A 26741-nucleotide genomic window follows, 5' to 3' on the forward strand; every position below is an offset into this window, starting at 1 on the left:
GACATCGGACTACCGGTACAGACCCACCCTCGTCGGGTCGTCATGCGGCACAGCCCATTTTGGTCGGGTCCTCGGTTCTTCGTGAATCGCCGCGTCACCATGCGCGGTACTGAATGATGCGGGCTTGCGCAGTCTCCGCAGCGCCACGCGGATCAGCCAGCCGCTCACCAAGCGTCCTGACGGCGAGGTCTGACGGCAGCGCTACCGAGAACTTGAGCGCTGAGATGGCTTCCTCATCAATGCGCGGAACGGCGTTGGAGTTTGCAGCCTTGATGTCATCTCCGGTGATGCGCTCTGGGAGAAGGACGCTCTCGTTCTCCGCCCCACTCGCGTCAAGGTCCAGCCCTGCAAGAAGTGTCGCGTTGGCCTTCATGCCAGCCCAAGTCCACAGACGCGCACCTCCCGAACCGCGAGGGCGAAGTACTAGGCCGTTGTTGTCGACCTCCGTGGAACGTTCTTCGCGGAGCCGCTCCACCGCTACGGGAACGCGCTTGGACAGCTCGACGTCAGGCATCGACCCCAGCAGCACCTCCCTCTTCGCTTGGCACACCTCGAACGACTGAGTGACTGCACCGGACGGCCACTTCACGTCGCCTTTGATTGGAATCTCCTCGACCCATAGCGTGAACCGCTCCCAGTCGACGTATTGCACGAGCCAGCTTCGACCAGCGAGCACGAGTGGTCGCTGCTCGCGATCCTTCCCGGCTGGTATGGCAAGAGGCGACACGAATCCGATCTCCTTGACGCCGGCCACGACCCGCAACTCAAGATCCGCAACGAAAGTCGAGAGAAGGTCCATGAAGTTTCGCTTGCCGAACTCCTCCTCCGCACGCGGGCCGATCATCAGCAACCCTGAGTCTCCGACGAGGAAATCTTGCTCGCGCAGGTAGTCGAGCACCTCCGCGCCATCCGCCATGAGCGGAAGGTCCCCCCACCACCGCGACCAGTCCGATGCTCCGAACGATCCCTCTTGAAGCGCCAGCGCAAGAAGTTGTTGGGCAGCAAGGTGTCGTGGATGTGGCGGAGCGACTACGTCTTCGACGAATCCGCGCTTCCACAGGAGTAGCACAGCTGCAGCATCGAGTAGTCCGTCGAGGCTGGTGGCGAGAAACAGTGTGTTACGGCTCGTGCCCGGTCGCCTGCCAGTGCGGCCGAGTCGTTGCAGTAACGATGAAACTGTGCGCGGCGCGTCGATCTGGATGACTCGATCAAGGTCGCCAATGTCGATACCAAGCTCAAGTGTCGATGTCGCCACGATGACCGTGTCTTTGGCCTCGGCGAAGGCACGTTCGCTTTGCCGCCTCTCGTCACCGGAGAGCGAGGAGTGGGACACGAAGGTCTGAACACTACGCTCACGCAGAAGGAAGCCGAGTTCCTCGGCGGAGCGACGTGATTCGGTGAACACCAGTCGCTTGTCGCCCCGATGGAGCCGAGAAATGACCGTGGCAGCATTGTCCATGCTTCCGACGTAATCGAGGGTGATCTCTGGGCTTACTGCCGGCGAAGAGTCTTCGCGCACCACCACGACTGGGCTACGCCCATCGGTCGAGCCTTGCATCCACCCGCCGACTGTTTCCGGATTACCCGCGGTTGCAGAAAGACCCACGCGTTGGATCTTGTGACCAGCGATCCGTTCGACTCGTTCGAGCACGGCGAGCAAGTGCCAGCCCCGATCGGACCCAGCGAACGCGTGCAGCTCGTCGACTACAACGGCTCGGACGGCCCCGAGGAACCGCTCATGATCGACTCGTCGCGACACGAGGATGGCCTCGATGGATTCCGGGGTCGTCAGCACGATGTCTGGCCTTTCGGCGAGCATGCTGCGACGGTCCGATTGCCCCACGTCACCGTGCCACAGCCCCACTGTCCGGCCGAGCCAGGAGCAATAGGCGCTCACGCGAGAGTGAATGTTATTCAGGAGAGCACGAAGTGGCGTGACGTAGAGGATGGTCGTACCTGACCAATTACCTTCGACCATCTCCGAGAGCAGAGGAAAAACAGCGGCCTCGGTTTTACCCCCGGCAGTCGGCGCGATAAGGACGCAGTCCGTACCTGACCTCACCGGCTCGACAGATGCAGCCTGTAGTGGTCTTAGTCCAGGCCAGCCCAGCGAGTTGACGATGTGGTATTCAATGGCCGCGTCAAGGCCAGTGGAAGCCGACATCGGCTAAACGTCTAAGTCGATTTCGTCGACGCTCCCCGCCGGAGCGCGGTTACCTCGCGCATGCACTTCCCGCTCCTCCGGCGTCAGCTCTTCGGCGCTGACTGTGAGGTGGTAGTCGCGGCGTGGGTTGAAATCCTCGAAGAGATCTACGCGGTCAAGGATGTCTGAGACCAACTTCTTGAGGAAGAGTCGTGGCGCGATTCCGGTTCGACCACCCAACTCCCCGCCGACTGCGGCTGCGAGGTCTCGCAAGTAATCGTCGTCGACGACCTTCCTGACGCGCTCCGGATCTTTGGCTCCGGCCGCGTAGATGTCACGAACACGGCTGCCAAGCTCCAGGAGCGACTCGGGTGTAAAGCCAGTGAGGCGGACCTGCGTTGCGCGCGGGTTGTCGAAGCGTACGTCTGTCGTGAAGTCGGTTTGAAGGCGTTGGGCCAGCGGCGGGAGACGCTGCACGCCTTGCTGCCCATCGAAGAACGCCGGTGTTCCGGTCAGGAGCAGATATAGCCCAGGGAACCGGCCGCCGTCGATCTCGTCCATCAGCTGACGAAGAGCATTCAACGACTTCTCTCGGACATCACTTCTCATGCGTTGCAACGTCTCGACTTCATCGAAAGCGACGACAAGACCCGCATAGTCCGAATCTCGAAGAACGGTAAGCAGTCCCTGGAGAAAGCCGAGTGCGCCGAAGTGGTCGAGGTCGCCGCGAACGCCGGCGGCACGCTTCACTGAAGCGGCCACGTGAGGCTGACCACCGAGCCACGCCAACAATCCATCCGCCTCCGCAGAGTTACCCGCCGTCTGCGCCAGCCGGTACTGACGCAGTACAGCGGCGAAGGCCGGCGCCTCCTTCGAAACATCCGACAGTCGACGTTGGAGGAGGTCGAGCATTCCTTCTGAGCCTGCTGATTGTTTGGCTCCATCCTTCGCGTCGTGGTCGAGGATGTAGAACCAGCCGTCAATGACGTCGCGGAGGGCACCCGATTGGGTGGTCGAAGTGGATAGGTTCTCAGTGATGCGCCGGTACACGGTCTCCAGCTTGTGCAGGGGCGTTTCTGTTTCGCTGATCTGCACCTCGGTGGTGGCGAATCCAGCTCGCTTGGCTCGCTCGGTGAGCCAGCGGGAGAAGAAGGTCTTACCAGAGCCGTATTCGCCACGTACAGCTTTGAATACAGCGCCCCCACCGAAAACGGTCTGTAACTCTTCATCAACGGCGTCGTCGAAGCGAGTCAAGCCGACTGCGAGGACGTCGAGGCCCTGTTGTGGCACTGTGCCGCGCCGCAGTGCGTCGATGATGTCCTTGCGGCGGCGGGGGCTAATGCTGCCTGACGTCTCGGTCATCGTTCGACTCCAAGCTCGAACTGCTCACGCAGGAGTCGTTCGTCGAGCCGCAGTGTGACGCCATCGGTGTCGAGCTCAATGACGCCGTAGCCATCGACGTTGAGCAACCGGCGAACAGCTGCAAAGACCTGTCCTACATCGGCGATTGGGATTCCGGCAGCAGCGGCAACCGTATCTTGGTGAGCTCGACCGCCACGCTCCACGAGTGCGCGTAACACCGCTTCTGCGGTCCCGTCGTCGAGCGCCCGCCGGCCAGCCATCCGCTTCTGTTCTGCGTACGTCGTCGATGCGAGCACCGCTTCGACCAATCCGGCAGGAGCTGCCGACGGCGTGGGCAGGTCGTCGAGCTCAAATAGCCCATCACCCTGGCCCGACGCTTCAGTCTTCTTCGTCTTCTTGGGCTGCCCGCTGGGCTGTGGCGGTGCCTCGGTGGCCCGGGCAGGGCCGATCGGGTCGTTCCACCACAGAGGGACCTGCGGTGCGGCCTGCTCCCATCCAGCAGCTCCGGTCGCTACGGTAGCGGCCTGAAACACGAGAACCGGAATCGTCAGCTCCGCAAGGCTCGCACCACCGTGATAGCCCGCGTGTCGTGGGCCGTAGTGCGCGTCGTCACGCCATAGCAGCACCGCTTCGCCGCGTGGTGCCACCACTCGCGGACCAGACACGGGCACTTCGCCATCCCCGGCAACGCCGGTCGAGGCCGGCCGCCAACGGGACTCCGCACCGCTGATGCTCAGTGCCTCTGTATTTCGCTCGACAACGTGGCCATGATCGGATGTCAAGATGACGGCGCGCCGAGCGGAGACCGCGGTCTCGAGGAGAGCCCGCAGTGGATCGAGCGAACGCAGATCCCAATCCCACGCTGACACGTCGTTCTTGTGGGTCGCGTCGTCGATTGCGTTGATCACCACTCCGATGACGGGAACCTCGGGCTCCCGGACCGCGGCCATCACATTGCCAGGTAGCGAAGCACCACCCTCTGATCGCAAATCATTCTTGTGGAAAAGCTTGGCGCCGGGGAATGCCGTTGCTAGCCCACGCTTCTCATCCTCACCCGTACCTGAGCGGACCTCACCACAGAACAGCGACGTACGAGAGATGTTGGTAAGCGACGGCAACGCCGCGACCACCGACTGCCGTGCGTGCGTTGATGCGGGGACCCACTCCACAAGACCCAATCGCGAAACTTCGGATGCAAGTGCTGTGGCTATTGCACCACTCATTCCATCCAGCACGACCAGAAGTGCACCACCTTGCCGACGCCAAGGATCGACGATCTCGGCTAGCAGTCGCTCCACGCCAACCGCTCGCTGGTCGGCTGCCCCGTTGACTTGATCCAGTCTCGACGCCGCAGCGCTGTCACGCTGCTTACGCCGAATGTGCACCTTGTCCAGTAGCTGTTGGTATGCCTCGGCAACAAGCGGATCAGCGGAGCCATGCCACACGGCACCGACGGCGGCGTCGACCCATGCACCATCGTTCATCTGACGTTGGAGATCGCCGCCGAGCGATGTCGAGGTCTCCTCGGCGGTGGCAAGCCATCGGTGCAAGCGCACTGCCATCGTCGGAGCCTGCGAGGCATTCGCGTCACGGTGCTCAAGGACGCAAGCTAGCGCCTCCTCTACGTTATCTCCAGAAGTCAGTGCCGATGCAAGGGCACGAACACGAGCCAAATACCCGGGATGGAGAACGGCCGACTGTTTAGCTCCCTCGTGCCAGCCGAGGTCACCGAGTAGTGCTTCTGCTTGTTGTAGGGCGACACCCAGCTCCGGAGAGTTGTCCACTTCAAGGCGCAGCACTGCTGCCTTGGCTAGTCTCGCGATGGCTTTCGCGCTATCGACCGGCAGCGCTTTCCCATCGACAAAGCCCTCGACCCGCACCCTCGCGGACACCTGTGTCTCAGCGGGCGGAGCGCCGTCCTCTGGCCACAAGACGTCCAAGGCAAGGCCAACGGCAAGTGGAGTGACATGCTCGTTGCGTTGAGCAATCTGCAAGACAAGAGCAGCAGATTCAGCGAATTCGGTTCCGGCCCAATCTATTAGATGCCGCCTCAACTGCGCATCGACCGCGACCCAAGCAGCACGTACGTTCCGTCGCCCAAGAGCCGTCAGGAGCACAACGCCGTCGAGCTGAGCGTCAGCATCAAGTCCGAGGACACGTGCGAGGAGAGAGCCGACTGCGTGGCGAGCAGTTAGTGCAGGTTCGACCGATCTCGGCCATCCGCCTGGTGGCTGGTGATCAAGCAAAGCGGTTGCAGCCCAGTCCAAACGTCGGAGATCGCTGCCGACCTCGGTCGCCCCAGGGAAGAGCCGGGGCACCGCCTGCCATTCGTCTGGCAGTTCGACCCCATACCTATAGGCGCGAGAAAGTACGGCGTCGCCAAGGTCCTCCGCTGGTCGGTCGGTCAGGACGACGGCTCGCTCGTCAGCGGCAAGCGAGTCAAGCATGTCGAGAACGGCGAGCTGCGACACGCCGGGCAGCACTCGAACGATCGCGTCCCCGACCTTGACATCTCCGTGGCGCCACTCGGGACGAGCGCGAAGCAGAAGGATCTTGGCGTCCGACTTAACCAGGTCTGCTGCTCGCTGCTGCACCATCGCCGGAGAAACGCTGACGGTGCGGAGCTGCTCGCTTAAAGCCATCGCCAGTCGACCCTTAGCTTCTTGCCCTCGACTGGACGGCTGAGTTCCTGTGTCAGATCCTTGAGGAGGGTCTCGAGCTGCGACACACCCTCAACTTCGACTGTGTGCTCCTGGCTTGCGCGGGTTTCAGCTTCGCGTCTTGCCTCCTCTTGCCTACGGCGGAACTTCTCCTCCTGTTCGCGCAACAGACGTTCGCGTTCGGCGGCCTCCTGCTCGCGCCGCTTGAGTTCCTCTTCCTGCTGGCGTCGACGTTGGTCCTCTTGCTCACGACGCGCCCGTTCCTGCTCGGCCGCGGAATCGTGGTCGGACCGCGCGTCCTTGCGACGCTGCTCGACGAGAATGTGAGTGACCTCGTGAGCTGCTGCGGTAAGCGCGGGAGCCAGGTCGACGTGCAACTGGTCGGCCTCGGCGGCGCTCCGCAATACGGCAAGTACGTTAACGGCCCGCTCACCTGCCAAGCTGGGAAGCTGATCGAGGAGCTGCCAATTAGCACCTTGAAGGGCCGCCGCAACGTCTGCTGCGGAGGTGAGTGACCGAGCAAGGGGTTGCAGTTCATTAGGAAGGTCGAAATCGGCAATCACCCGAATCCGATCGACGTGGTCGGCATCGCGCAGTGCCTCGACAAGGTCCCGAGCGCGGCGAGCGGTAGCAAGGCGAGGACTCACGTCTCCCAATCCGAGCACACCGTTGTGCGCTTCAAGTTCACTAACGAGGTCAGCCGCACCGCGATCGAGCTGACGCACCTTTGCTACCAATTCGTCCCCGAGTCGCTGCACGGCGCCGCTGGAGAGGTGGTACTCGTTGGCGCCAATGCCGAGGATCGCTTTGACACGAGTAAGGGCTTTGGTCCAGTCCTCTTGGTTAGGAAGGACTGGCTCCCGGAGGGTGATGTCATTGGCCAACCCTCCGATTCCTGGCGACCCTACTGGCGAACCGTGGCGGAGTAGTTGCCTATCGGTAAGCGCCACCCACGCCAGAATCAACAGATCTTGGGCATCGGCAGTCATGCCGGTCGGCGCCAGCGCGGCTCGCAACGAGCCGACAGTCCGATCACCGACGGCGAGGGCCCTCGTGAAGTCGTCATGCCACGCGAAGCGCACCGTATCCAAAACATAGGTCACTTCGCTCAGTGCGCCGAGCCCGTAGGCATCGACCACCCTCCGTACCTTGCTCGCAGTGGTCCTCTCGACCGTGTCGATGCGGCCGCCCTTGGCCATCGCCTGACGAGCCAGGTCGAGTACGGCGGTGAACTCGGCCCTGCGGACTTCGTCAGTACCTCGATCGACATCGGGATGCGTCGGAAAACGGGCATCGAGGCCGCCGTCGAGGACGGCCCTGGCAGCATCGACGAAGGACGGGGAAGATGGCTTTTGAGGGTCGTAGTCGGGCGCAAGGGTGACGAACGTGTTGCCTTCCGGCACCCGCTCGCCGAGATGGTCGTCAGTCGCCGCGTCAATGCCATAAGACTGGCGCAATGCGAGCACGATCTGGTCGCGTAGCGAGTCTCGTTGGTTGGCGAGCTGCCTGCGGGCGGGCTCTCGGTCGTTGACGGGCAGGGAGGTCGAGTATTGGTCGAATCGTGCCCCAGTGAGTAGATAGTCGAGAATGACGAGCTTGCCGATGTCGTCCATACGCGAGGCGGTCAAGAAGTGGGGCAGCCAGGCAATGGTGTCGCTCTCGAGGCCATCCTGCTTGAGTTGCACCAGGCGAAGCAGGTCGTCAGACGGCGGGTTGCCGGCGTCATCGAACGGGAAGTCAACGACCAGCTTCCACCGGCCACCAGTTGCTATGAGTGCAGCATCAGGGAGCGCCCGCGCGTCACGGACGTTGCCGAAAACGACATCGACTGCACGCTTTTGACCGCGCCACACATGGGTGAGCGAATACTCGCTACCCAGCGCGCCGGTGAGTGACGCACCGATCTGCTCAGCAAGGAGCCTGCGGAGTAAGCCGCGCCGGTTCTCGTGGGTGTCCTCGTTCTGAACGTGGACGAGGACCGAGTCATAGTCGACACCGGACAGTTGCAGAGTGATGACCGGGTCACCCGTCTGGGGCCCGATGGTGATCTCACCGAACTCCGCCGACCAGTCGCGCGCAAGAGCGACCACTTGGATCGCTTCTTGGCCGGGGATCATCGAAACCACCGTGCCAAAGTTGAGTGCCGCCAACTTCGAGGCTGTGAGGTCCTTTAACGAGGTTGCACCGGGGGCGATGGCCGCGACAAGCAGCGTCTTGGCCAGCCGGTCATCGCGGCGGGAGCCATGGTCGCGCGCGAGCCCCTTCGCCTCATCCTCGGTAAGGCTGTGCCTGTTCAAGAGGTACGGGCGCATCTTGCGGGTGTAGAAGGTGCGCGCCGCACGGAAGAGGTTCTTCATATCGTCGGTAAGCGGCTCGGCGTCGCCAAGCACAACCACGTCGAAGAGGTCGCCGACGGGGATGACGTCACCGACGGTCAACTCATCCCGGCCTCGGGACAGCAGCTCGCTCATGATTTTCAGTGCCGTGCGTTCGCGCTGCATGATCGACGAGAGAGCGACCATTGCATCCACCAGCGCGGGCGAGAACGGATAGACCTGCTCGAAATCGACTGCGGCGGAGCCGGCTTCATCGGTGAGCAGGTGCTTGAAGGCTATTGGGTTCGCCCGCACCCGAGCCACAGCTGCAGCGAGTGCATCACGCCCTGCTTCGCTCGTCGGCTCCAGCAGTCGCTTATGGACGATTTGGGGAAGGTTTGCAGCAGCAAGAGTGATCTTCTCGAACCGGCCCTCCCACCACTGAAAGGAGTCGTCCAGTGCGACCTGTTCGGCACCAACTGCACCTCCGCCAAGAAAGTCCTTGAGGTTTCGCTGACGAGCGACGAAGGACACCAACGGAATCGGAAGTGCGCCGATGCCTGTCTCCACGAGCTTGGCGACTTTCGAGGTTTCGGTCTGGATGAAGGCGGTGTCGCGCAAGTGGTTGGCCAGCCAGAGCACTAGTTCGTCGAGGAAGAGTACGACCCCGTCGTAACCGAGCCTCTTGGCATGCTCGGTCATGGCCTGAAGGCCATCGGTCATGTCCAGCCAGGTGCCGGTGTTCTCGAAGGCCGTGAAGTAGGTGCGAACGAGATCGGCGACCACACGCTGGCGGCCCGCGTCTCCTGCTGGCTTGGCGCGCGCTGCGTCATACAACTCGGGGGTGAGCGTGGTAGCGAATGTGCCCCAGCCCGACGAACCCGAGCCGCTTGCCTCGAACTTGGCGAAGAATTGCTCATCGCCGAGTTGCGATCGCAACTGGTCGGCGTTTTCGAACAGCGAGTCCGAGCGATGCAGGACCGGAGCGGGTGCTTGGGGGTGCCGCTTCTTAATGGTGGCCAGATAACCACCGAAGAGTGCTGACTCGAAGGAGTCCGCCCCGATGAGGTGGTAGTCGATCGCGAGCAGCTTGCGCTCGAGCAGTGCCTCGTGCTTGGCGATTTGAGCCTGGAGTCCGGGGAGCGACTTGGCCTGTGGGTTGCCGGAAAGCAGCAGGTGCATGACGGCCATGTAGTGCGACTTACCGGAACCGAAGGAGCCGTGGATGAAAGCGCCCTTCGAGGATCCACTCGACAGCGTCGCCTCGACCAGGGTCAGGCCCTTCTCGAACGATTCGGCGATCGACTCGGTGACTACGTAGTCGGACAGCGTTTGGGTCGCGGCTTCCTGCGCGCGGTGGATCTGGAGAACGAAGTCGTCGTCATGAACGGCAAGCGGGATGTCGATTGCGTCGCGCAATGGCAAAGACAGGTCGGTCATCGCGACGCCCTCCGTCCACGCGTAACGGCCAGCGGCATCCACGCCGTCACCTGATCGCGCGTCTTCTCCATACGGGCAAGGTACTGGTCAACAACACCTGTGATGACCGACGCTGGGCTAGCGCCGAATTGAGGCTCGATCTCCGAATGCCACTGCGCCAGCCAGGGCTCCAACTCCACCAACCCAGCGACCAGTGGTACCAGGGCGGCATCGTCGGCACCAAGCGCCTGCTGGACAGGAATCTCACGGGCAAGAGCCAGTGCCTGATCGCGGTGAGACCAACCGGCCCAGCCGAGCACCGGTGTCGGGTCGCCTTCGCGTGTCACACCGGGATACGCGATAAAGCGTTCCTTGAGGACGTCGAGCTTACCCCTGGCCCTCCAGTACGTAGCCTTCGCGAAATCGCCTTGGCCGTACTTGGGCGGCACGGGAATAGTGACCTTTTCTCCAGCGTCTTCACGCCGTTGCAATGCCCAAACCTCCTGCCACGCACGGTATTTCTCAACGCCTGCGGGTTTGTAGCGGTAGGCGGCCAGGAATGGCACCGCCTCGTCTGGAACCAGACCTCCAACCACCGCACCAAGATCCGGCTCATGGGTGCGGGTGAGCGCACGAGCGAGTTCCTTCAGCACCGGATCTGCGCGAAGCAGGTCAGCGAGTTCGGCCACCGACCTAGTGGTCGGCCCCTGCGGGTCCTGCCACAGCGTTGGGTCCTCCAGCCGATCGAGGATTGCAGCTTGCAGAGCCTCTGTGCGCTGTGTGTCCCAACCGGTGGTGGCCCAGCGGCGCTTGAACTCCGGCTTCTCCAACAGTCGAAGGGCTCGGTCGGAGTTCATGAGGTCAAGCCGACGTTGAACAAGAGCCCTGTAGTCGTCCGGCCACGAGGCGGGCAATTCAGTAATGGGAGTCGAGCCGTGACGCTCGAACCACGCCGTCTCCTCATTGCCTTCTTCGACACGACGAGCGAGTCCAATCTCAAACGCCCTTTGCCCCAGCACAATTTCGTTGATAGCGGAGCCGAAGTACGTTAGGTCAGCGTCGATCAGGCCGTAAAGCTGGTAGACCTCCCAATCCAACTCCTCCTGCTCGAAAATCATCCGTGCCTGCAACCGTCGCCACTCGGCCTCGGCCGAGAGGAGCACTTCACGAAGGTTCCCTGTCGGCGCGGCCGACCAAGTCGCCAGGACGGACGCTGGTGAGATGGAGCCGAGTTCTTGAGCCAGCGAGTCGAGGATGCGCGGGCGGTCTACAAGCAGCTTTGAAGGGAGCGGAACGCGCCCAATGTTCGTGCTGTTGAAGGCGTACGTTCGAAGCCAAGCGGTGTCCGCGTCACCGCCCTTTTTCTGAGCAACCTGCTTCAGCCAGAAGCACACCGTAGAGGAGTTCAGCACACACAGCATTTCAAGGTGTTGATCCGCATCAGCGCCGTCAGAGAGCTTGATGACAGGAGCCGTCCTGTTGAAAACTTTCTGACCACGGTCGAGCACAAAGTGGTTGTGTGTAGCTATCTCGGCGAAAGCAATGGAGAGCGGAATACGGAGCTTCGATGACGTCAACCGACCGAACTCGGACCACTTCAGGCCTTCCTGAACCTTGGTCCGACCTCCGAACATGAGGTTGTTAGACAGGTTGGTTCGATATGGCCACATCAATCGGTACAGGTTCGGCGAACGTTCGACATCGAGACCATTGAATTCGTCGTCGTATGGGAAGAGCACGACATCATCTCCGGCGTACGCCCAGTCACGGAGTTGGTCGCCCAGGACCACAGGCCGCGAGAGCGTCACTCCAAATCGCGAAAGAGCCCGGCTCGGGCGGACATAGACGTCGTCTTCGAGCGTGAAGCTCGTGATTCCCACCGAATCGCTGACCGCACCGAGTGTCGTTGCGGCGGCATCTCCAATGGCTTCCTTCAGGTTGGATGCACCGCCGCCGCTGAGGGACCACGGGTGCCTGGTGAGCATCTCGCGATCGAGGTCTACAACGGTGACGTAGACGCCGTCGTACCCTGGTTCCTCAAAGTGCTCGCTGAGCTCAGTCCATACCGGACCCTTCGCCGGGTTATCGAGCTTCCCCGCATCGTCCCGTTTCCCAAGGACTGCTCGCACAGACTCAGAAACCGGCCTGCGACGACGGCCAAACAGGATCACGGTCGGAGTGCCGTCAAAGTTGTGTCCCGGCATCCAGGCACCAGAACTGTCGATGACAGCGGTGAGGTCAACCGGGTTGCCGATGTCGTGGCCAGCGAAGAGATGCTCGATGAGCTTCTTGCCGAACTCGCGCTTCATAAATGAGTTGGAGGTGATCTGTCCGACGTAGCCGGCTCCTTGGCCTTGTTCGCCTCGGACCGCGAGCCGGAACAGGAGTTCCATGAACGGCGCTGACAGCGCGTACTTGCCGGCAGCGGATACATACGCGAGCCGGTAGAGCGCGTTGAGGGCTTTGTCCTTCGGCGTGATGTACGGCGGGTTTCCAACGACGACGTGGTACTGACCTGGCTGGAGGATGCCGAAGTATTCGTTGATGTCCTCGGTGTCGTACCTGAACCCAGCCGGGGCTTCGTCGCCATCGAAGTTGAAGGTCTGATCTAGGCCACCTCGGACGCCAAGAAGCGAGTCACCGATGGCGAGGCGGAACCCCATCGCAGGCACTCCGACGAGCGAGTGCTCTCCGGAAGCCTTGAGGCCCGCGACAGTGAGACGGAACCGCGCGATCCCAACCGCGAACGGGTTGATGTCGACACCGTGGATCGACGCCATCGCGCGGCGTACCCGCTCCTTGGCGTCGAGCCCGGGACCGGATTCGACCCATGCTTGGTTGAGTCGTTCAAACGCGCCGAGCAGGAAGTGGCCGGACCCGCAGGACGGGTCGATCAACTTGAGTCCGTCGAGTCCGAACTCCGCGATCGCCGGGGTGAGTGTCTGGTCGAGGATGAACTCCTCCACAAACACCGGCGTCTGCAACAGCGCGTAGGTCTTCTTCGCGTGCTCGGAGAGGTCTTGGTAGAGGTCGCCGAGGAACCGGGTCTCCAGGTTGGAGTTGGTGAAGTCATGGACGAGTGTGCCGTCGTCATTGGTGCGACGCCAGAAAGCGATCAGCGCGGTCGCTGTCTCCGGACTGATCTCGGCCGTCCACACCCGGTTGTGCTTGGGGTCGACCAGGGCCGCACCGGCAGGCTGCGCAGCAAGCACGGCGAAACCTTGCTGGAGCCAGTGGCGACGATTGTGCGTGGGGTTGTCGCGGAAGTAGGCGGTGAGGTTCTCCTCAACGCGTTGCACTCGGTCACCCGGACCGGCGATCCAGCCGACAGCAGTCGGCAGACCGTCGATCTTGGCTCCTGAGAGGAGATCGTTGTCCTCACAAAACCGCAGGAAGGTCGTGGAGACAATCCACGCGACAGCAGCCTGGTCAACCTCGTTGTCGCGCCAGTCCACCCAAGACCAGCCAGTGCGCTCCCGGCGGAACGCTTCGGCGTACTCATCCTTCAAACGCGCGCCCCACGAGTTCGTCGAATCCTCCGCGCGCCGTTTCAGGTCAGCTTGCAGCAGCCCGAGCTGGCCCTTGAGATCGGCGAGGAGGGCAGACGAGTTGATCACTTTCGGGCTCCTGGGGTACTGCTAGTGATTGCGGGGTCGGTGAGGAGCGAGAGATCGGCGGGCAGCTCTACCCAGCCGCTCGGACCGAGCGGGACAGGCTTTCCTTCCAGCAGCGGAACCGCCTGGCTACCCTGCTTGGCAACAAGCAGCCACCGGGCTGCGGGGCGCGGCGTGCCGACATCGAGAAGGGGAGAGAGAAGCCCTGCCATGCCGTATCGGACGAGGGGGCCCGCATTCAGGATGAGCAACGGGGTGTTACGCGCGAGCCTTTCCTCCCAGGCCGGTGTAACGGCTTGCTGGACAAGGCCTACGAGTCTCGACCAGTCTCCGCTGTCCTTCTGGTCGGCATCCACGCCGAGGACGAACTCCCAACTTGCTCCCCCCCGGATGGCGAGCGCCCGCGTCACGTTCACGACCAGTGACGCCACATCGAGCACTTCGACGCCGTAATGCTTCGGCAGTTCATGTGCCGCCTTCACGTATCGCTTCGGTGGTGTGGTCAGGGTGAGGGCGCCGTTCCGCGACAGCGACTCTTTCAGTTTCGTCGCCACCTCGGCGACAGCGACGGGCGCAAAGACTGTGAGGCCCGAGGCGGTACGTGTGCTCGAGCGCGCCTCGGAAGCCAACTCGTAGACGCCGTTGTGGTTCACCACCCCGGGCAGAACCGCACAGACGAGGGCGTCGAGCCGATGCGACGCGGCCGGGAGCTCGACCTGCGGGAAACGCGCAGCCACACTACGGCGAACATTGGACTCGCTGATCCGCCGACCAGGCTTGCCACGCAGTGCACGCTCCACCGCCTGCTGTGGGTCGAGGTCGACTGGGTACAGCTCGTCGAATCCCGAGACAGCCGCCTTCGTCGAGACCGATGCGGCTAACGTCAGGAGTTGACGCCCGGTGAGGCCGATGAGCGGAGACGCGCCTGCCTCATTCACGATGTCGGTAAGGGCAGCAACTGCGGTTGCGAACGGCACGATTCCGGTCGCAACGAGTTCGTCGGCGCGGCGTCCCAACTCGATAGCCGTTTCCGTCAGGATGTCGGCTGGCGGGAACTCTTGTCCCGACTCATCGGGGTCCGCCATCTCCCGCAGCCCGATGACATCGGCGCGCTTTCCGATGCCTCGCCGCAGCTCCAACACTGGCTCGGGCATGCGAGCATCCAGCTCGTAGACCGAGCGCAGCAGACCTGCGCCTTGCCGAAGCCGCTCGTCCCCGTCCAGCAGAGAACCGCGCTGGGCAACCAATGCGTTCGCGAGGGACGTCACGGCCATCACTCGACCGTTGCGGGCAAGGAGTGTGACTGCTTCAGCAAGCACGCTGTCGATGGCAGGGACGGCCTTCTTACCCCACGTCCTGACTGCTTGGTCTACGGCGTGCGTGACGCGGTCGCGGGTAATTCCGAGCGATTGCGCCGTGTCTCCCGTGGACGGCCATTCGCCCGGGCTCACTTCGCCCGTCAGACCGAGAAGACGCTCGATCACCGTCTGCTCCGCACCCTTAAGCTCGTCCAAGAGGACGGAGACAAGTCGCTCGGTGCCCATCGGTTGATCTGTGGCAACTTCCTCCCCACCGCTGAGTCTTGCTCGCCAGCCTCGAATTCTTGCCTGAATCTCTTTGCGGTACGTCTCGCCAAGGCCGCGAATCGAATTGATTCGAGTTGGGTGAACGCCCAGCAATTGACCAACGGTCGCCACGTCGAGACGTGACACGGCGGACAGCGCCCGTGCTGAGAGGCCCGCGCGCTCCAGCGGAGTGTCCAGCGTTGCAGCGTCAGCGAGGCTATCGCTTCCGCCCGTCGCGTCTTCGTCCGTATCGAGAGAGGCGAAGACTCCCTGCCAGGCCACCGCCAGCTCGTCGGCGCTGCTGAATCTCGCTGGTGCATGGGGGTTCAGAGCGCGTTGGAAGAATGCCGTCAGTTGAGTCGCCACGGCCGGCTCGAAGCTTGTGGGCTCGATAATCGGCGCGTCACTCGCGTCGGCGGGGCGTCCCGCGCCCTCGCCCCACCACGGAAGCTGACCGGTTGCCATCTCGAAGAGCGTGGTCGAGACAGCCCACAACTCGGCCGCGCGATCGTACTTTTGGCGTCGACCGCGACCGAGGTAGGGGTCGAGATAGCTCGGCGTTCCGGAGGCCGTGTTGTCGACGCTCTCGCTTGCCAGCGAGAAGTCGAACAGGACCAGCGATGGCTTTCGCGTTCCCGGATCTGGCGTGATGCCAAGGTTGGCCGGTTTGATGTCGCGGTGGAAGACGCCCTGGGACTCCAGGTAGATCATGGCTTCCAGTAACTGGCTGCCGTACTGCTCGAGCTGCCCGACGGTCGCTCGGCCCTCCTTGGAGAGGCGTGTGGCGAGCGTTTCCTTGCCAGCGTCGCTGAGCAGCAAGGCGCGCCGACCGTCCACGTCGAGCGGGCCCGCCACGAGCCGCACCACCCGGCGGTGGTCGAGCGCTCTCAGCACGTCGGCTTCGAGCGAGAGCCTGCGCCCTGCGGCCTCAGTCCGAGCGATCTTGAGAACAAGCTCGCGGCCGGGGTCTTCCGAATCGGTGTCGTGGACTGCGAGTGCGACACCGCTGGAACCTTCTCCAAGACGACTAGTGACGATGAAGCGATCGGCGACGATGTCGTCCTTCTGCGCGTCGACAGGGTCGTCCACCGGTGTCGGCTCCTCGACTTGGCCGCCTCGACGAAGGTCGTCGCTCGCGAGTCGAAGGAGATCAAGCACCTCTTCAATGGTCGACAGCCGCTCCGACTCGACGGAGCGAGTTGCCATCGCGATGACGTCAGCCACGCTGTCGGGCATGCCTGGTGACGCGGCGCGCGGATCGAGCGCGCCTGCCTCAGATAGCCGCTGCTCCAACTCGACAAAGGTCTCGGCAGGAGGCTTCCCCGTCAAGATGAGATACGCCAGAGCGCCAAACCCATAGACGTCGAGCGGGATCGGCGGGAGCCCCTCGACGGAATGGCGGGCCTCGGGTGCGAGCCAGATCCAGTCGTCATGGTCGGCAACGCTCATGAGATCGTGTATTCCCGCACTAATCGCGGTGAGGCGGGAGACGCTGCGAGTCGAACTGTCGCGCTGAGCGAAGTACCAGTCGCGGATCGTGAGGTCGGGCAGAGAGTCCTTGACGGGCCTTGCCCACACACGACGCGGCGACAATGCCCGATGGCGCAGGTGGACGTGGTGAGCGAATCGGAGAATCTCGCCCAACCGGATCGCCAACGCGATGCGCTGATGAAGATCCAGCTCGGTACCCTCGCCTGAGATGTAAGCATCGAGCGGGAGTTCCTGAGCATCATGCTCGAACACCAGCGCCGGGCCGTCATCGGTTCGCTTGAAGTCGATCGGGACTGCGATGCCACCGTGGCGCAACCCCTGGGTGAGCTGGAACTCACGCTGTGCAAGCTGCTCGATGTGCTGGCGGTCGGCAGGCGATGCTGTCGCAGGCACGTCGTACAGCCGGAGCCGACGCTTGACGTCGGGCATCGCAGGGAGGTTGACAAGCACGTCCTGCCAGTCTCGTCCCTGCGCGATGGGCTCGTCGTCCGCCACAACGAAGTCACCAACCATGCGAACCTTTGGTGTCGGCGTGAATCCGACTGCATTGCACAGTGACCGAACCTGCTTTGCCCGCTGATAGTCGATCGACTGCCGAAAATCTTGCGGGGGCTGAGCAAGGAAGTCGGAGAGCTTGAGAAGGCGGGGCCTGGTGCTGACGCGGTATCCGTCGAGAGTCAGCACTCCAATGTCACCCGGAGGCGCAATCTCGACAGTGCTGCCCTCTCCGTGCATGACGACGACGGCATGGATTCGCGGCACCAGCCCCCTGGCAGCCTGGTTCGGCGCACGATCTTGAAGGAGACCCTTCAACCACTTCGCTTTACGGTCGGCAGACAGTCGGGGGTTCTCGACGTTGCGCTGACCCTGGTTCCAGCGCTGGGCGTTCCCCCGGATCGTCCCGTGCCAGCCCTTGAGCTCGACGAGGTACATCCCCTGAGTCGTCAGCAGCAGGACATCGACCTCGGCGGTACGCCCTTGATCGCTGATGAAGGTCAGGTTCGCCCAGGCAGTGGTAATGCCATCGTCCGGGAGAACCTCACGGAATGCATCGAGCGCGGCGGCCTCAGCGGGACTCGCCGGCTCACCCATCACCTTCCATAGTGGAGAGTCATGCTTCATCGCGCACCGCTCTAGGCACGCGAGTGTGCGACCTAAGCACAAGTGGCAAACCCAACCGCTTCACCCAGGCAACCCTATCTGCAAGGCTGACTGAACGGGGACGACCAGAACGAAAAAGTCCAAGGCCATGAGCGACGTTGAGATCACCCGCCTCGTTGTCGACTCCGTCCGTCGACTGCGTCGCGTCGCACTCCACCCACTGTCGTTGAATGGAAGAGTCGGCAACCAACAGCCGATGCCCGTAGACGTACTGCGGAAGTTAATCAACGTTCACTTGGCGGTGACAACGGTCGGCGAACAGCCGAAGTCCTAACGGCTCTTCTGCCGGACGAGGTCCCCTTTGAATCACTGGCCACACGCCGCCGTGCCTCTACCCTTGTCGAGAGTCAAGGGTGGTGAACGGTCGGGACCCTAGATCGCGAATCGAAGACGACGTCGGAACACACCGTCTTGAATACCGCCACGGTGAGATCATTCACCGATGAGCAGGTGCTCAGCGAATTCGGAAAAGCATGCTCACACACACTAAGGCCACTAGAACTTAATCGTCCGCATGGAAGCCCTCGTGCGGAGGCACTGCGGCGCAGGGAGACAGCATCAAGGAGAACTAGCCACGCAGCACGACCTAGCCTTCCTCGAGATACCGGTACATCGTCGTCCTGCTCACCCCGACGTATTCGGGATGTCCTTCGCGGTGTGCCCCTGCCTTCAGCCGGTGTCGTCGGCACGAGATGCTCTGCGCTCAACGTTGTTCGTTCTTTGATCGGCTCATGATCATACTTCGCCGCCAGCTATACGCTTGCCTGCCGTCGCAGTCGAGGATCATGTTCCAAGAACAGCTGTCCCACGGCCTTATCTAGCGCCGAAGTATTCGCACCCTTCACCGGGTAACCGAGCACGGTCTGCATGCGCCAGACCATGATTTCAGCTGCGCCACGAGAACAATTCACCTCATCAGCCAAGGCGTCCAACTGCTCTACAGTGAGATTGCGTCCATCGTTGTCGATGACTGCGGCGGCAAACCGGCAGGTATCCGACACGGTCCATTTCTTCTGTGCCCCTTGGTTTCCTTACGTCAAAGCCCGGCCTGGTGACGATCTCACCCCCGGCGTCGTGGCGTCCCCCTGTCGTGCGTTTGTGGCTGCTATGCCGATTTCGATGTTGTGGCCGAGAGCAGGGTCAACTGTCACGTGCATGCCCAGCTCAGTGATCCTGCCGTCGAGGGGATGCCAGTCGCGGTCCGGGTAGGTACGCCCCAGGAGTGGGTCGAGCGAATCGATTGTCGGTTTCCAAAGGTCCAGCCAGTTCCTGCGGGAGCCGACGACGAAGGCGAGTTCGAGCTTGACGGGTCCTGCTGGCAACTGCGCTGCATGGGCCACAGCGGCGTGGACCTGCTCCTTGAAGGCCCGAGTCTGAGTCGACGCGGTCGTCTTTGTGGTCAGCACGTCCGATGACTGAGGCCTCTCGCGGGCGATTTCGATCCGTACGAATGACTGCTCGTTGTGCTGCTTCGTGCACCACACCGATACCAGGCCGGAATTCTTCAGGCGACAGGCGAGTGGGTAGGCATAGTTGTCGAGGTCGGCTGCGTTGAGCAGATCGCGTTCAGGTGGGAGCCCGACGTCGAGTCGCAGAGTCCATGGGCCGTCGACCCGCGAGGCGGCGAGGAGATCTTCGGTGTCATCGAGGTAGGCGCGCAGTCGGACCTGATCGGGATCATCGGCTTTATTCCACGACTCCAGCCGAGGCTCGACTCTTAGCTGGTGATTGTCTCCTTCGGGTCGGGCATACCAGCGCATCGTCACAAGATAACGCGGCCCACTGACAAGTCATTGGGATCAGTGCCGTCCAGCAGGGTTCACTCAAGGTCAATGCCAAAAATGCATCGAGTAAATCAAGACGACCGCACGGAGCACGGCGGTTGGAGCCGTAACGCGACACAGGCCACTGGCTCAGGACAGCGGTGCGATCTTCGTTGCATAGAGCAGGCGTCGCCTGTGGCTGATGCTCCGTGTCGACATCGACGGGTCGCACATTCGATCGTCGCGCTGGGGTGAGCCTCGCGGTGTTAGTGTCGTAAGCTCTCCGTCCGTGACGCGCCCATCGGAATCTGACTTATGGTCATTACACCTGCCGAGGCCTCGATCGTTGTCGCAGCTACGTCGCTTTTCGGCGTCGTGTTCTCGTTGGGTTGGAACGCTGTTCAGCAGCGACGCCTTACCGAGCTTAATAGCCATTTGGCCGAGAAACAGGAAGCAGACTCGAAGGCGGCTCAGGCCGCAAGACTGGTCGCCAAATTCCGCGATCCTCTATTGGAATCAGCGTTCGATCTGCAGAGCCGCCTCTATAACACTCTGAGCAAGAGGAATACGTTCACCTGGTCGAATGATAGCTACTACCTGCCGAGCACCCTGTTCCTTGTTGGTCAGTTTTTCGGGTGGGTCGAGATCCTGCGGCGCAATATGTTGTATTCCGACATCGCAGACGTTGGCGAAGCTAAGCAGCTACTCGTCCGGCTCCGCAAAATCCAAAGCTTATTCAGTGCAACATCAAGTGATTATCGGGATCAGCGATATATCTTTAGAGTCGAGCAGCGTGCGATCGGCGAGATCATGATTGACGATAGCGTTGCCGGAGAAGGCGACATCGCTCCTCGCACTACCATCGGCTACGCCACCTTCCGGTGTCGGCTCGACGATGACCAGTTCTCGAGGTGGTTCTCGCGGTTCGAAGCCGGGCTCAAGACGCCGCCCCCGCCGGACAAGCCTGACCGACTCAGGGCGATCCAGATCGCGCTGATCGATCTGCTCGACTTTCTTGACTCCGAGCAGGAACGTTTCCCTGACTACCGCGATCGGTTGCCCGGTGATACGGAGCTCGCGGCGAACCCACCACATCACTCTGATACCGCTTAGACATCCCAGGACCGTAAGTTGTCAAGCCGCTTGAGCGTCGGGGTTGGTTTGGCGGTGTGCCCAGGCTTTGTGTTCGTCGTAGGCGGTGTGGTGGCGCAGGCAGCCGTGCAGGATGCCTACGAGGCGGTTACCCAGCGCGCGTAGGGCTTGGTGGTGGGTGTCGCCGCGAGCGCGGTGTTGGTCGTAGAAGGCGCGCACCGGGGCTGCGGTTGAGGGCACAGAAGGCCCATTGGTCGATGGCGTGATAGAGGCGGCGGTTCCGGACGTGGCGGGCCAGCACGGCGCGTTTCTTGCCTGATGCGACGGTCAGGGGTGAGGTTCCGGCGTAGTTTTTGCGAGACTTGGTATCGGTGTATCTGTTCGGGTCGTCCCCGAACTCACCGAGCACCCGGGCGCCGAGGATGACACCAAGTCCTGGCAGGGAGCGGTAGATGTCGGCGTCCGGGTGTGCCTCAAAATGTGTCGCGAGTTCTGCTTCGAGCTCGCCGATCTGGCGGTTCAGCTCGGCGATGATCCCAACCGTGGCGCGGGTGGTTGCCCCGAACGCCGTGGTGACCGCGGCCGGGGCGGCGAGCTGCTCGCTGCGCAGCATTTCCTGAATCTGCAGCGCTCGAGTATCCAGGTTGCGTTGGCGCCCAGCGGCTTTGAGCGCTGACCGGATCTTGGACAGGCTCAGTCGCGCGGCCTCGACCGGAGTGGCGGCGCGGCCCAGGATGACCAGGGCATCGCGGCCGGCCAGGTCCTCGAAGGCCTCCAATGCCGCGGGGTAGTACTCGCGCAACGTACTGCGCAGGGCATTCGTGTGGCGGGTTCGGGTCCAGATCAGATTCTGATGTCCGCGCGCCAGGACCTTGACCGCCTCGACAGCCGCACTGTCCCCGGCGATCGGCCGGTGGCTGTGGCGGTCGGTGCGTACCAGGTGAGCCAATAGTTTGGCGTCACCGGCATCAGACTTGGCGCCCGAGACCTGGTGACGGTCGCGGTAGCGGGCGACCGCGAGCGGGTTAACTGCGAACACTTGAAAGCCAGCTGCGGTCAGGGCCTTGACCCACAAGCCGCGGTCAGTTTCGATGCCGATCACCACCTGGGCGGGTTCCTCGGCGTGGGCGGCCACCAGCTGGTGGAACCCGCGGATGCCCGCGAGTCCTTCCGGGAGCCGGCGCGATGCCAGCTTGGCCCCATCGACGTCCATCAGGTGAACGTCGTGATGGTCCTCAGCCCAATCATCTCCAACGAATATCGTCAACTCGCCTCCCTGCTCGACGTCGGTGAAACATGTCCGAGCCCAAGGACACCCGGCGGCAACCTAATGGATCAGTGCTCGAAGCACGACACCCCATCAGCGCTACAGATGACCTCACCAACCGGCCGGGGCACGATCTAAGCGTAGGAATCAACCAGACTCCAGGGTGAGACAGTGCTCACCGGCCGGCGGCTCGACGACCAGCCTCACCTAAACCGACACTTACGAGACGAAGGCTCGCTGATCGGTTCCCATTAGGTTGTGATGATCGTCGGTCCTCGCGTGACGAGTTTTCTCGGACTATTTTCGACCACATCTCCCGCCGCGGACGTGGTGCGGACCAGCCGAGCTTGGCGGCGCTGCGACGGACCGAGTGGAGCCTCGTAAGTCGTCTCTTTTGAGACGCTCAGGCGCACAGACCAGAGCCAGTTATGAGCCGCGCGCAGGTCGCGGCTCATCCTGCGTCTTGATGAACAGCGCCATCGACTCGGTGAATCCGTGCAACGCGCTGCAGCCAGCGATCGGGCCAATCTCCTCGGCGGCGAAGAAGCCGGCGAGCGGTTCCACCTCGGCCTGACGCGCCGGGTCCGGTAGGAACCGCACCCTTCCATGATGCGCCACCTCCGCTAGCCTGGCGTTGGGCCGCGATAAGTCCACAAGGCGGTATCGATGAGCGGTACGGGCGAGACCGCTATCGAGGTGGCCGGCTTGCACGTCGTCGGGCGTGGCGTGGAGCGCCCGGAACACGTTGTGGTGGCCGGTGATGGTCGGGTGTTCGCCTCCGATAAGGCCTCAGCCGTCGCAGAACTCATTGATGAGAACACCGTTCGGCGTATCGGTAAGGCCGGCGGTGAGCCGAACGGAATCGCAATCGACCGCGACGGTCACTTTCTGATCGCGAATTTTGGCTTGGGTGTGCTGCAGGATCTCGACCCGGCGACCGGTGCGATCACGGCGGTGCTCGGTGGCCAACTCGATCGACGCCCGCTGCGGTGGTTGAACTTCATCCTGGTGGATGCCGTTGGGGCGCTGTGGTGTTCGGTGAGCACGATGGCAGATGATCTTGTCGACACCATCGCGCGCGGCGCCGCCGATGGGTTCATCTTTCGGGTCACACCGGATCGGCAATCGGCGCGAGTGGTCGCCGATGCGGTGAGCTTTCCGAATTGCATGGCGCTGGATCGCAACGAGGACTACCTGTATGTGGTCCGCACGGTAGCCGCTGACGTGGTGCGATTTCCGATCCGGGGCGAAACACTCGGGCCGCCAGAGCGATTCGGCCCGCCGCTGGGCGGCCGGCGCCCCGACGAGTTCGGCCCCGACCACGGCCGGTTGCTGGTCGACCCGCAGGTGAGTCGCCGGTGGGGGATGGCCGACGGATGCGCGTTCGATGCCGAGGGAAACCTATGGGTCACACTCGTTTTGGCGAACAAGATCGTGGCAATCAGCCCGGACGGCCGGGCGACGGTGGTCATCGAAGACCCCGATGGCGCGTTGTTGAGCGGTCCGACCAGTATCGCCTGGGGCGGGCCGGACATGCGCGACATCTACATCGGCTCGATCACAACCCCGTATGTGCTCAAGGGCAGAAGCTCGGTGCCGGGCCTGCCGATGGTGCACCAGCGCTAGCCGCCCGACGGTCCGGGTCTCATGAAGTTCGGCAGCGCGTCGTCCGGGTTGGGCGGGATCATCGATTCGGGCAGCCCCCACAGCTGCCGAATGGTCGCACCGCCGTCGACGACGAGTGTCTGACCGGTGATGCGGGCGGCCAGCTCGGAGGACAGGAACAACGCGGCGTTGGCGACGTCATGCGCGCGGGGCGCCGCCAGCGGATTAATTCCACTGACGGCGTACTCGTTTGGCGGCTGGTCCTCGTTGCCGGCGCCCACGTTGCCCGGCGCGACCGCGTTGGCGCGAATGCCATAGCGCCCCAGTTCGTCTGCGAAGGTCTTGACGAGCGAGATGACGCCGGCCTTGGCGGCGCCGTAGGCGGCGTGGTAGGTCGCCGCCGCGATGCCGTCGACCGAGGCGACTGCGACCAACGATCCACCGCTGCGCTGGGCGATCATGCGCTGTGCCACGGTTTGAAAAAGGTAGAAGACCTGGGTGAGGTTGTAATGGATTGCCGCGTCCCACAACTGGTAAGTGAAGTCCTCAACCTTCGACCAGGTCGCACCCCCGATGATGTCGACGCAGACATCAACGCCGCCCAGAGCCGCGACGGCCTCGTCGATCGCCCGACCTACCTGCACAGGGTCGGTCATGTCGGCGACGATCGGGATGGCATGACCACCGCGGCCGACGATCTCGCCGGCAATGCGGTGCGCGCGCTGCTCGTCGATATCGATACAGGCCACCGAGGCGCCCGCCTCGGCAAGGGCCAACGACGTGAACCAGCCATGGCCCGCGCGCTCCGAAATGTAGCCCGCACCCGACACCACCGCGCGCTTGCCGGATAGTCCCAAATCGATCACGGCCGACCTCCCTTGCGCCCCAACTGGTCAGCCTTGCGCAGTGATGGCCGCCGGTCGTACTGGTGGAGTATCGAGACGGTCTCGACCGCTGTCAACGACGGCTCAGTACGCCCGATCCCCCTACGGCCCGACTCAGCCGCGTCGTCGTTTTAGTTCCGCTCACTCGCCGGTCAGCCCGCTTATGCCGGCTCCCTCGTCCGCGGATGCCTGCATCGGCTGCCAGCGGCCCTCAGGTTGCGCGAGGCGGTCGGCGATCACGTAGAGGGTTTCGAGGTTGTGTCCGTATCCGAAATGGCTGCTATGGACTTCGATGTTTTCGGTGCGCGGCGCCGGCAGGCTGGTGCAGCACTGCCAGGCCACGATCCCGTCGGACTTGCTGTAGATGCAGGTGGTCGGCACCGTCAACGGCTGTTCCCGCCTGATGCGGGCGGCTTCCGAGACGACCGCGGTGGCGCTCGCACCGCGGTTGAGCAGTTGCCACACGCGCCAGGCATGGGTGGCCCGATGGTCGCCGCGGAACGGGGAACCCAAAGTGATCACCGACCGCACATCATCGGGGAATGCGCGCGCCAACTCGCGGGCATAGATGCCGCCCGCGCTCCAGCCGATGATGCTGACCCGTCTTCCGTGGCGCGACCGTAGCTGGCGAAGACGCGCCGGCAGCTGCTCTTTCATGCTGGGCCGGTACCCGAGGTTGACGCCGAGGCGCCAGTCGTGAGCGTGATATCCCAGCTGGCGCAGCACGCTGCGCAGGAACTGAGTTGATTGCGCACCGGCCAGAAACCCAGGAACCACCAGCACGGGGTGTCCGTCGCCGTGGGGCCAGCGGGCAATCACGTCACGGGAAAGCTGCGCCACGAGGTATTCGGGAATGGCCCGCAGTTCTCGCGCCCGCTGCCAGTTGCCTGGCGCAGTCGCGCCGACTGCATCAGGCACGTCACCGGCTTCGGGGCTGGCCACTCGATCAGAAACAGAGGGCATTGAGAATCTCCTTACTGCACGCGCTTGCCGCCGCGTCACGACCAGCATCCCACTCACAACCTGGATCGTGACCAAATTCAATGACACCGTCGACGCCGTCCCCGCGAGCTGACGAAGAATCGCACGAGGACTCCTGCCCGGTGCGATTCCGCGTCTGCCCACGTATGAGCGCCGCCTCGGTGGCAAATTGAGGGCTGTCCGGCTAACTGCGGATGTGGGACCATTCGCAAATGAAGGACGACGATCCCGAAAAGCGGATCCGCGAGCTGGAACAAGAGCTCGCTGACGTCACGCGCAACCCTCAAAGCCCGCGGCCGTATACAGAGAGCGCGCCGTATACGAGTGGTCCCACGTATACGGGCGGTGCGACGTACCAGGGCGGTTCGCCCTACGGCTTTGGCGCCCCGCCGCCGCGACGCAAGACCTTCCCCTGGACCCTCGCCCTCATCCTCGTGGTGTTCGTCCTGCCGACGATCGTTAGCCTGGTGGCATTTTTCGCCAGATCAACCTCGGGCGGTTCGACACCGAGATTCAACACCCCCAGGACGACGACCAGCAGCGGTCCTATGGCGGTGCCGCAAGGTGGCGAGCTTCGGGTGGGCGGCAGCGGGGACACCAAGACGATCGCCTGCAACGACGGCGCGCTCACGCTATACGGCACCGGCACCAAGTATTCGGTCACCGGCCACTGCGCCAGCCTCATCGTGGGCGGCTACAACAACAACGTCACCGTCGACAGCGCCGACACCGTCGAATCCACCGGCTACGGCAACACCGTCACCGACCACGCGTGCAACAACGGCAACCTGATGCTGTCCAGCTACGGGATCACGTTCAACGTCACCGGCCACTGCGCCACCGTGGCGATCTCCAGCTACCAGAACAAGGTCACCGTCGACAGCGTGGACAACGTCGTCGTCTCCGGCTACGAAAACGACGTGACCTACCATTCGGGCAAGCCGAAGGTCACCGATTCGGGCTATTCCAACAACATTCAGCAGGGCTGAGCGCTCGGGAGTGGTCGCTAGGCATCGGCAGGGGTCGGCCCACACGCGGCGAGGATGCCATTGCCACGCCGCTGGCGGCCTCAGCTCGATTCGCGGCGCTTGAACGTGAGCTCGATAGAGGCTTTCACCCCGACTTCGGCGACGAGGAAGACCTTTCCCTTTCCCTCGATCGCGAGGCCCACGGTGAACGAATCCAGACCAAATCCGCTGTCTCGTTTGGCCTGACCTTCGAGCACGTGTTCCAGCTGCGACGTGATGTCCTCGATGTTCTTCCGCAACACTTCGGCGTCGATCTCTACGGGCTTGGCGACCGCCTTGGGCGTTCGCGAAAACAGCGACTGCTCTTCCACGTCGCCCGCAGGAAGTGGAGCGGACTCGTCGCCCGACTCCGTCTCTTCCAGCACCAGCGCGGGAATCATTCCGATACGTT

Annotated in this window: 14 protein-coding genes and 2 pseudogenes; 3 read left to right on the top strand and 13 right to left on the bottom strand. The window is 62.9% G+C overall.

Annotated elements, in window-relative coordinates; all coding sequences use genetic code 11:
* Positions 1-94: 94 nt before the first annotated feature.
* The 8 genes from A5764_RS25080 to A5764_RS25115 all read right to left on the bottom strand — a co-directional run bounded on the left by A5764_RS25080 (position 95) and on the right by A5764_RS25115 (position 19490).
* Positions 95-2164 carry a DEAD/DEAH box helicase gene (locus tag A5764_RS25080; protein WP_067118834.1) on the bottom strand — a complete coding sequence of 690 codons (2070 nt, stop codon included), beginning with the start codon at positions 2162-2164 and terminating at the stop codon, positions 95-97.
* Positions 2165-2167: 3 nt separating this feature from the next.
* Positions 2168-3505, bottom strand: coding sequence for a BREX system ATP-binding protein BrxD (gene brxD, locus A5764_RS25085; RefSeq protein ID WP_067118838.1), 1338 nt, complete (start codon positions 3503-3505; stop codon positions 2168-2170).
* Positions 3502-6147 (bottom strand): BREX-2 system phosphatase PglZ, encoded by a 2646-nt coding sequence (gene pglZ, locus A5764_RS27880; protein ID WP_082951898.1) that lies wholly within the window; start codon positions 6145-6147, stop codon positions 3502-3504. Before pglZ ends, brxD begins: the two co-directional genes overlap by 4 nt.
* The gene (locus A5764_RS25100; RefSeq protein ID WP_156664862.1) at positions 6138-9920 is read right to left on the bottom strand and encodes a DUF6079 family protein; all 3783 of its coding nucleotides are present in this window, start codon (positions 9918-9920) and stop codon (positions 6138-6140) included. The genes pglZ and A5764_RS25100 overlap by 10 nt, the downstream gene beginning before the upstream one ends.
* On the bottom strand, positions 9917-13516 hold the full coding sequence (gene pglX / locus A5764_RS25105; RefSeq protein WP_067118848.1) for a BREX-2 system adenine-specific DNA-methyltransferase PglX: 3600 nt from the start codon (positions 13514-13516) through the stop codon (positions 9917-9919). The genes A5764_RS25100 and pglX overlap by 4 nt, the downstream gene beginning before the upstream one ends.
* Positions 13513-17661 (bottom strand): BREX system serine/threonine kinase PglW, encoded by a 4149-nt coding sequence (gene pglW / locus A5764_RS25110; protein WP_197501720.1) that lies wholly within the window; start codon positions 17659-17661, stop codon positions 13513-13515. The genes pglX and pglW overlap by 4 nt, the downstream gene beginning before the upstream one ends.
* A gap of 821 nt (positions 17662-18482) precedes the next feature.
* Positions 18483-18731, bottom strand: a complete 249-nt coding sequence (locus A5764_RS28600; RefSeq protein ID WP_156664863.1) for a hypothetical protein — start codon at positions 18729-18731, stop codon at positions 18483-18485.
* Between the two features lie 30 nt (positions 18732-18761).
* Positions 18762-19490, bottom strand: a complete 729-nt coding sequence (locus tag A5764_RS25115) for a hypothetical protein (RefSeq protein WP_067118994.1) — start codon at positions 19488-19490, stop codon at positions 18762-18764.
* A gap of 318 nt (positions 19491-19808) precedes the next feature.
* On the opposite strand from A5764_RS25115, the gene A5764_RS25120 reads away from it, so the two are divergent.
* On the top strand, positions 19809-20606 hold the full coding sequence (locus A5764_RS25120) for a hypothetical protein (RefSeq protein WP_067118853.1): 798 nt from the start codon (positions 19809-19811) through the stop codon (positions 20604-20606).
* Between the two features lie 21 nt (positions 20607-20627).
* Here A5764_RS25120 and A5764_RS25125 read toward each other — a convergent pair.
* Both A5764_RS25125 and A5764_RS25130 read right to left on the bottom strand, forming a co-directional pair.
* Positions 20628-21798 (bottom strand): annotated as a pseudogene (locus tag A5764_RS25125) (IS110 family transposase).
* A gap of 480 nt (positions 21799-22278) precedes the next feature.
* Positions 22279-22410: pseudogene (locus tag A5764_RS25130) on the bottom strand (hypothetical protein); the annotation flags it as partial.
* A 108-nt stretch (positions 22411-22518) separates the two neighbouring features.
* Between A5764_RS25130 and A5764_RS25135 the strand changes: the two are divergent.
* Entirely contained in the window at positions 22519-23478 is a 960-nt protein-coding gene (locus A5764_RS25135; protein WP_082951900.1) for an SMP-30/gluconolactonase/LRE family protein, read from the top strand.
* Here A5764_RS25135 and A5764_RS25140 read toward each other — a convergent pair.
* Both A5764_RS25140 and A5764_RS25145 read right to left on the bottom strand, forming a co-directional pair.
* Positions 23475-24323, bottom strand: a complete 849-nt coding sequence (locus A5764_RS25140; RefSeq protein WP_067118862.1) for an SDR family NAD(P)-dependent oxidoreductase — start codon at positions 24321-24323, stop codon at positions 23475-23477. The two genes, A5764_RS25135 and A5764_RS25140, sit on opposite strands and share 4 nt — an antisense overlap.
* 159 nt (positions 24324-24482) lie before the next feature.
* A complete protein-coding gene (locus A5764_RS25145; protein WP_156664865.1) occupies positions 24483-25352 on the bottom strand; it encodes a triacylglycerol lipase in 870 nt (289 codons plus the stop codon).
* 182 nt (positions 25353-25534) lie between these two features.
* Between A5764_RS25145 and A5764_RS25150 the strand changes: the two genes are divergently transcribed.
* Complete coding sequence (locus tag A5764_RS25150) at positions 25535-26311, top strand: DUF3060 domain-containing protein (protein WP_197501722.1); 777 nt, start codon at positions 25535-25537, stop codon at positions 26309-26311.
* An 80-nt stretch (positions 26312-26391) separates the two neighbouring features.
* Here A5764_RS25150 and A5764_RS25155 read toward each other — a convergent pair whose 3' ends face one another.
* Positions 26392-26730, bottom strand: a complete 339-nt coding sequence (locus A5764_RS25155; protein WP_067118869.1) for a hypothetical protein — start codon at positions 26728-26730, stop codon at positions 26392-26394.
* Positions 26731-26741 lie beyond the last annotated feature (11 nt).

The sequence above is a fragment of the Mycobacterium sp. 852002-51057_SCH5723018 genome (assembly GCF_001667035.1).
In the GTDB taxonomy this organism is placed as follows: domain Bacteria; phylum Actinomycetota; class Actinomycetes; order Mycobacteriales; family Mycobacteriaceae; genus Mycobacterium.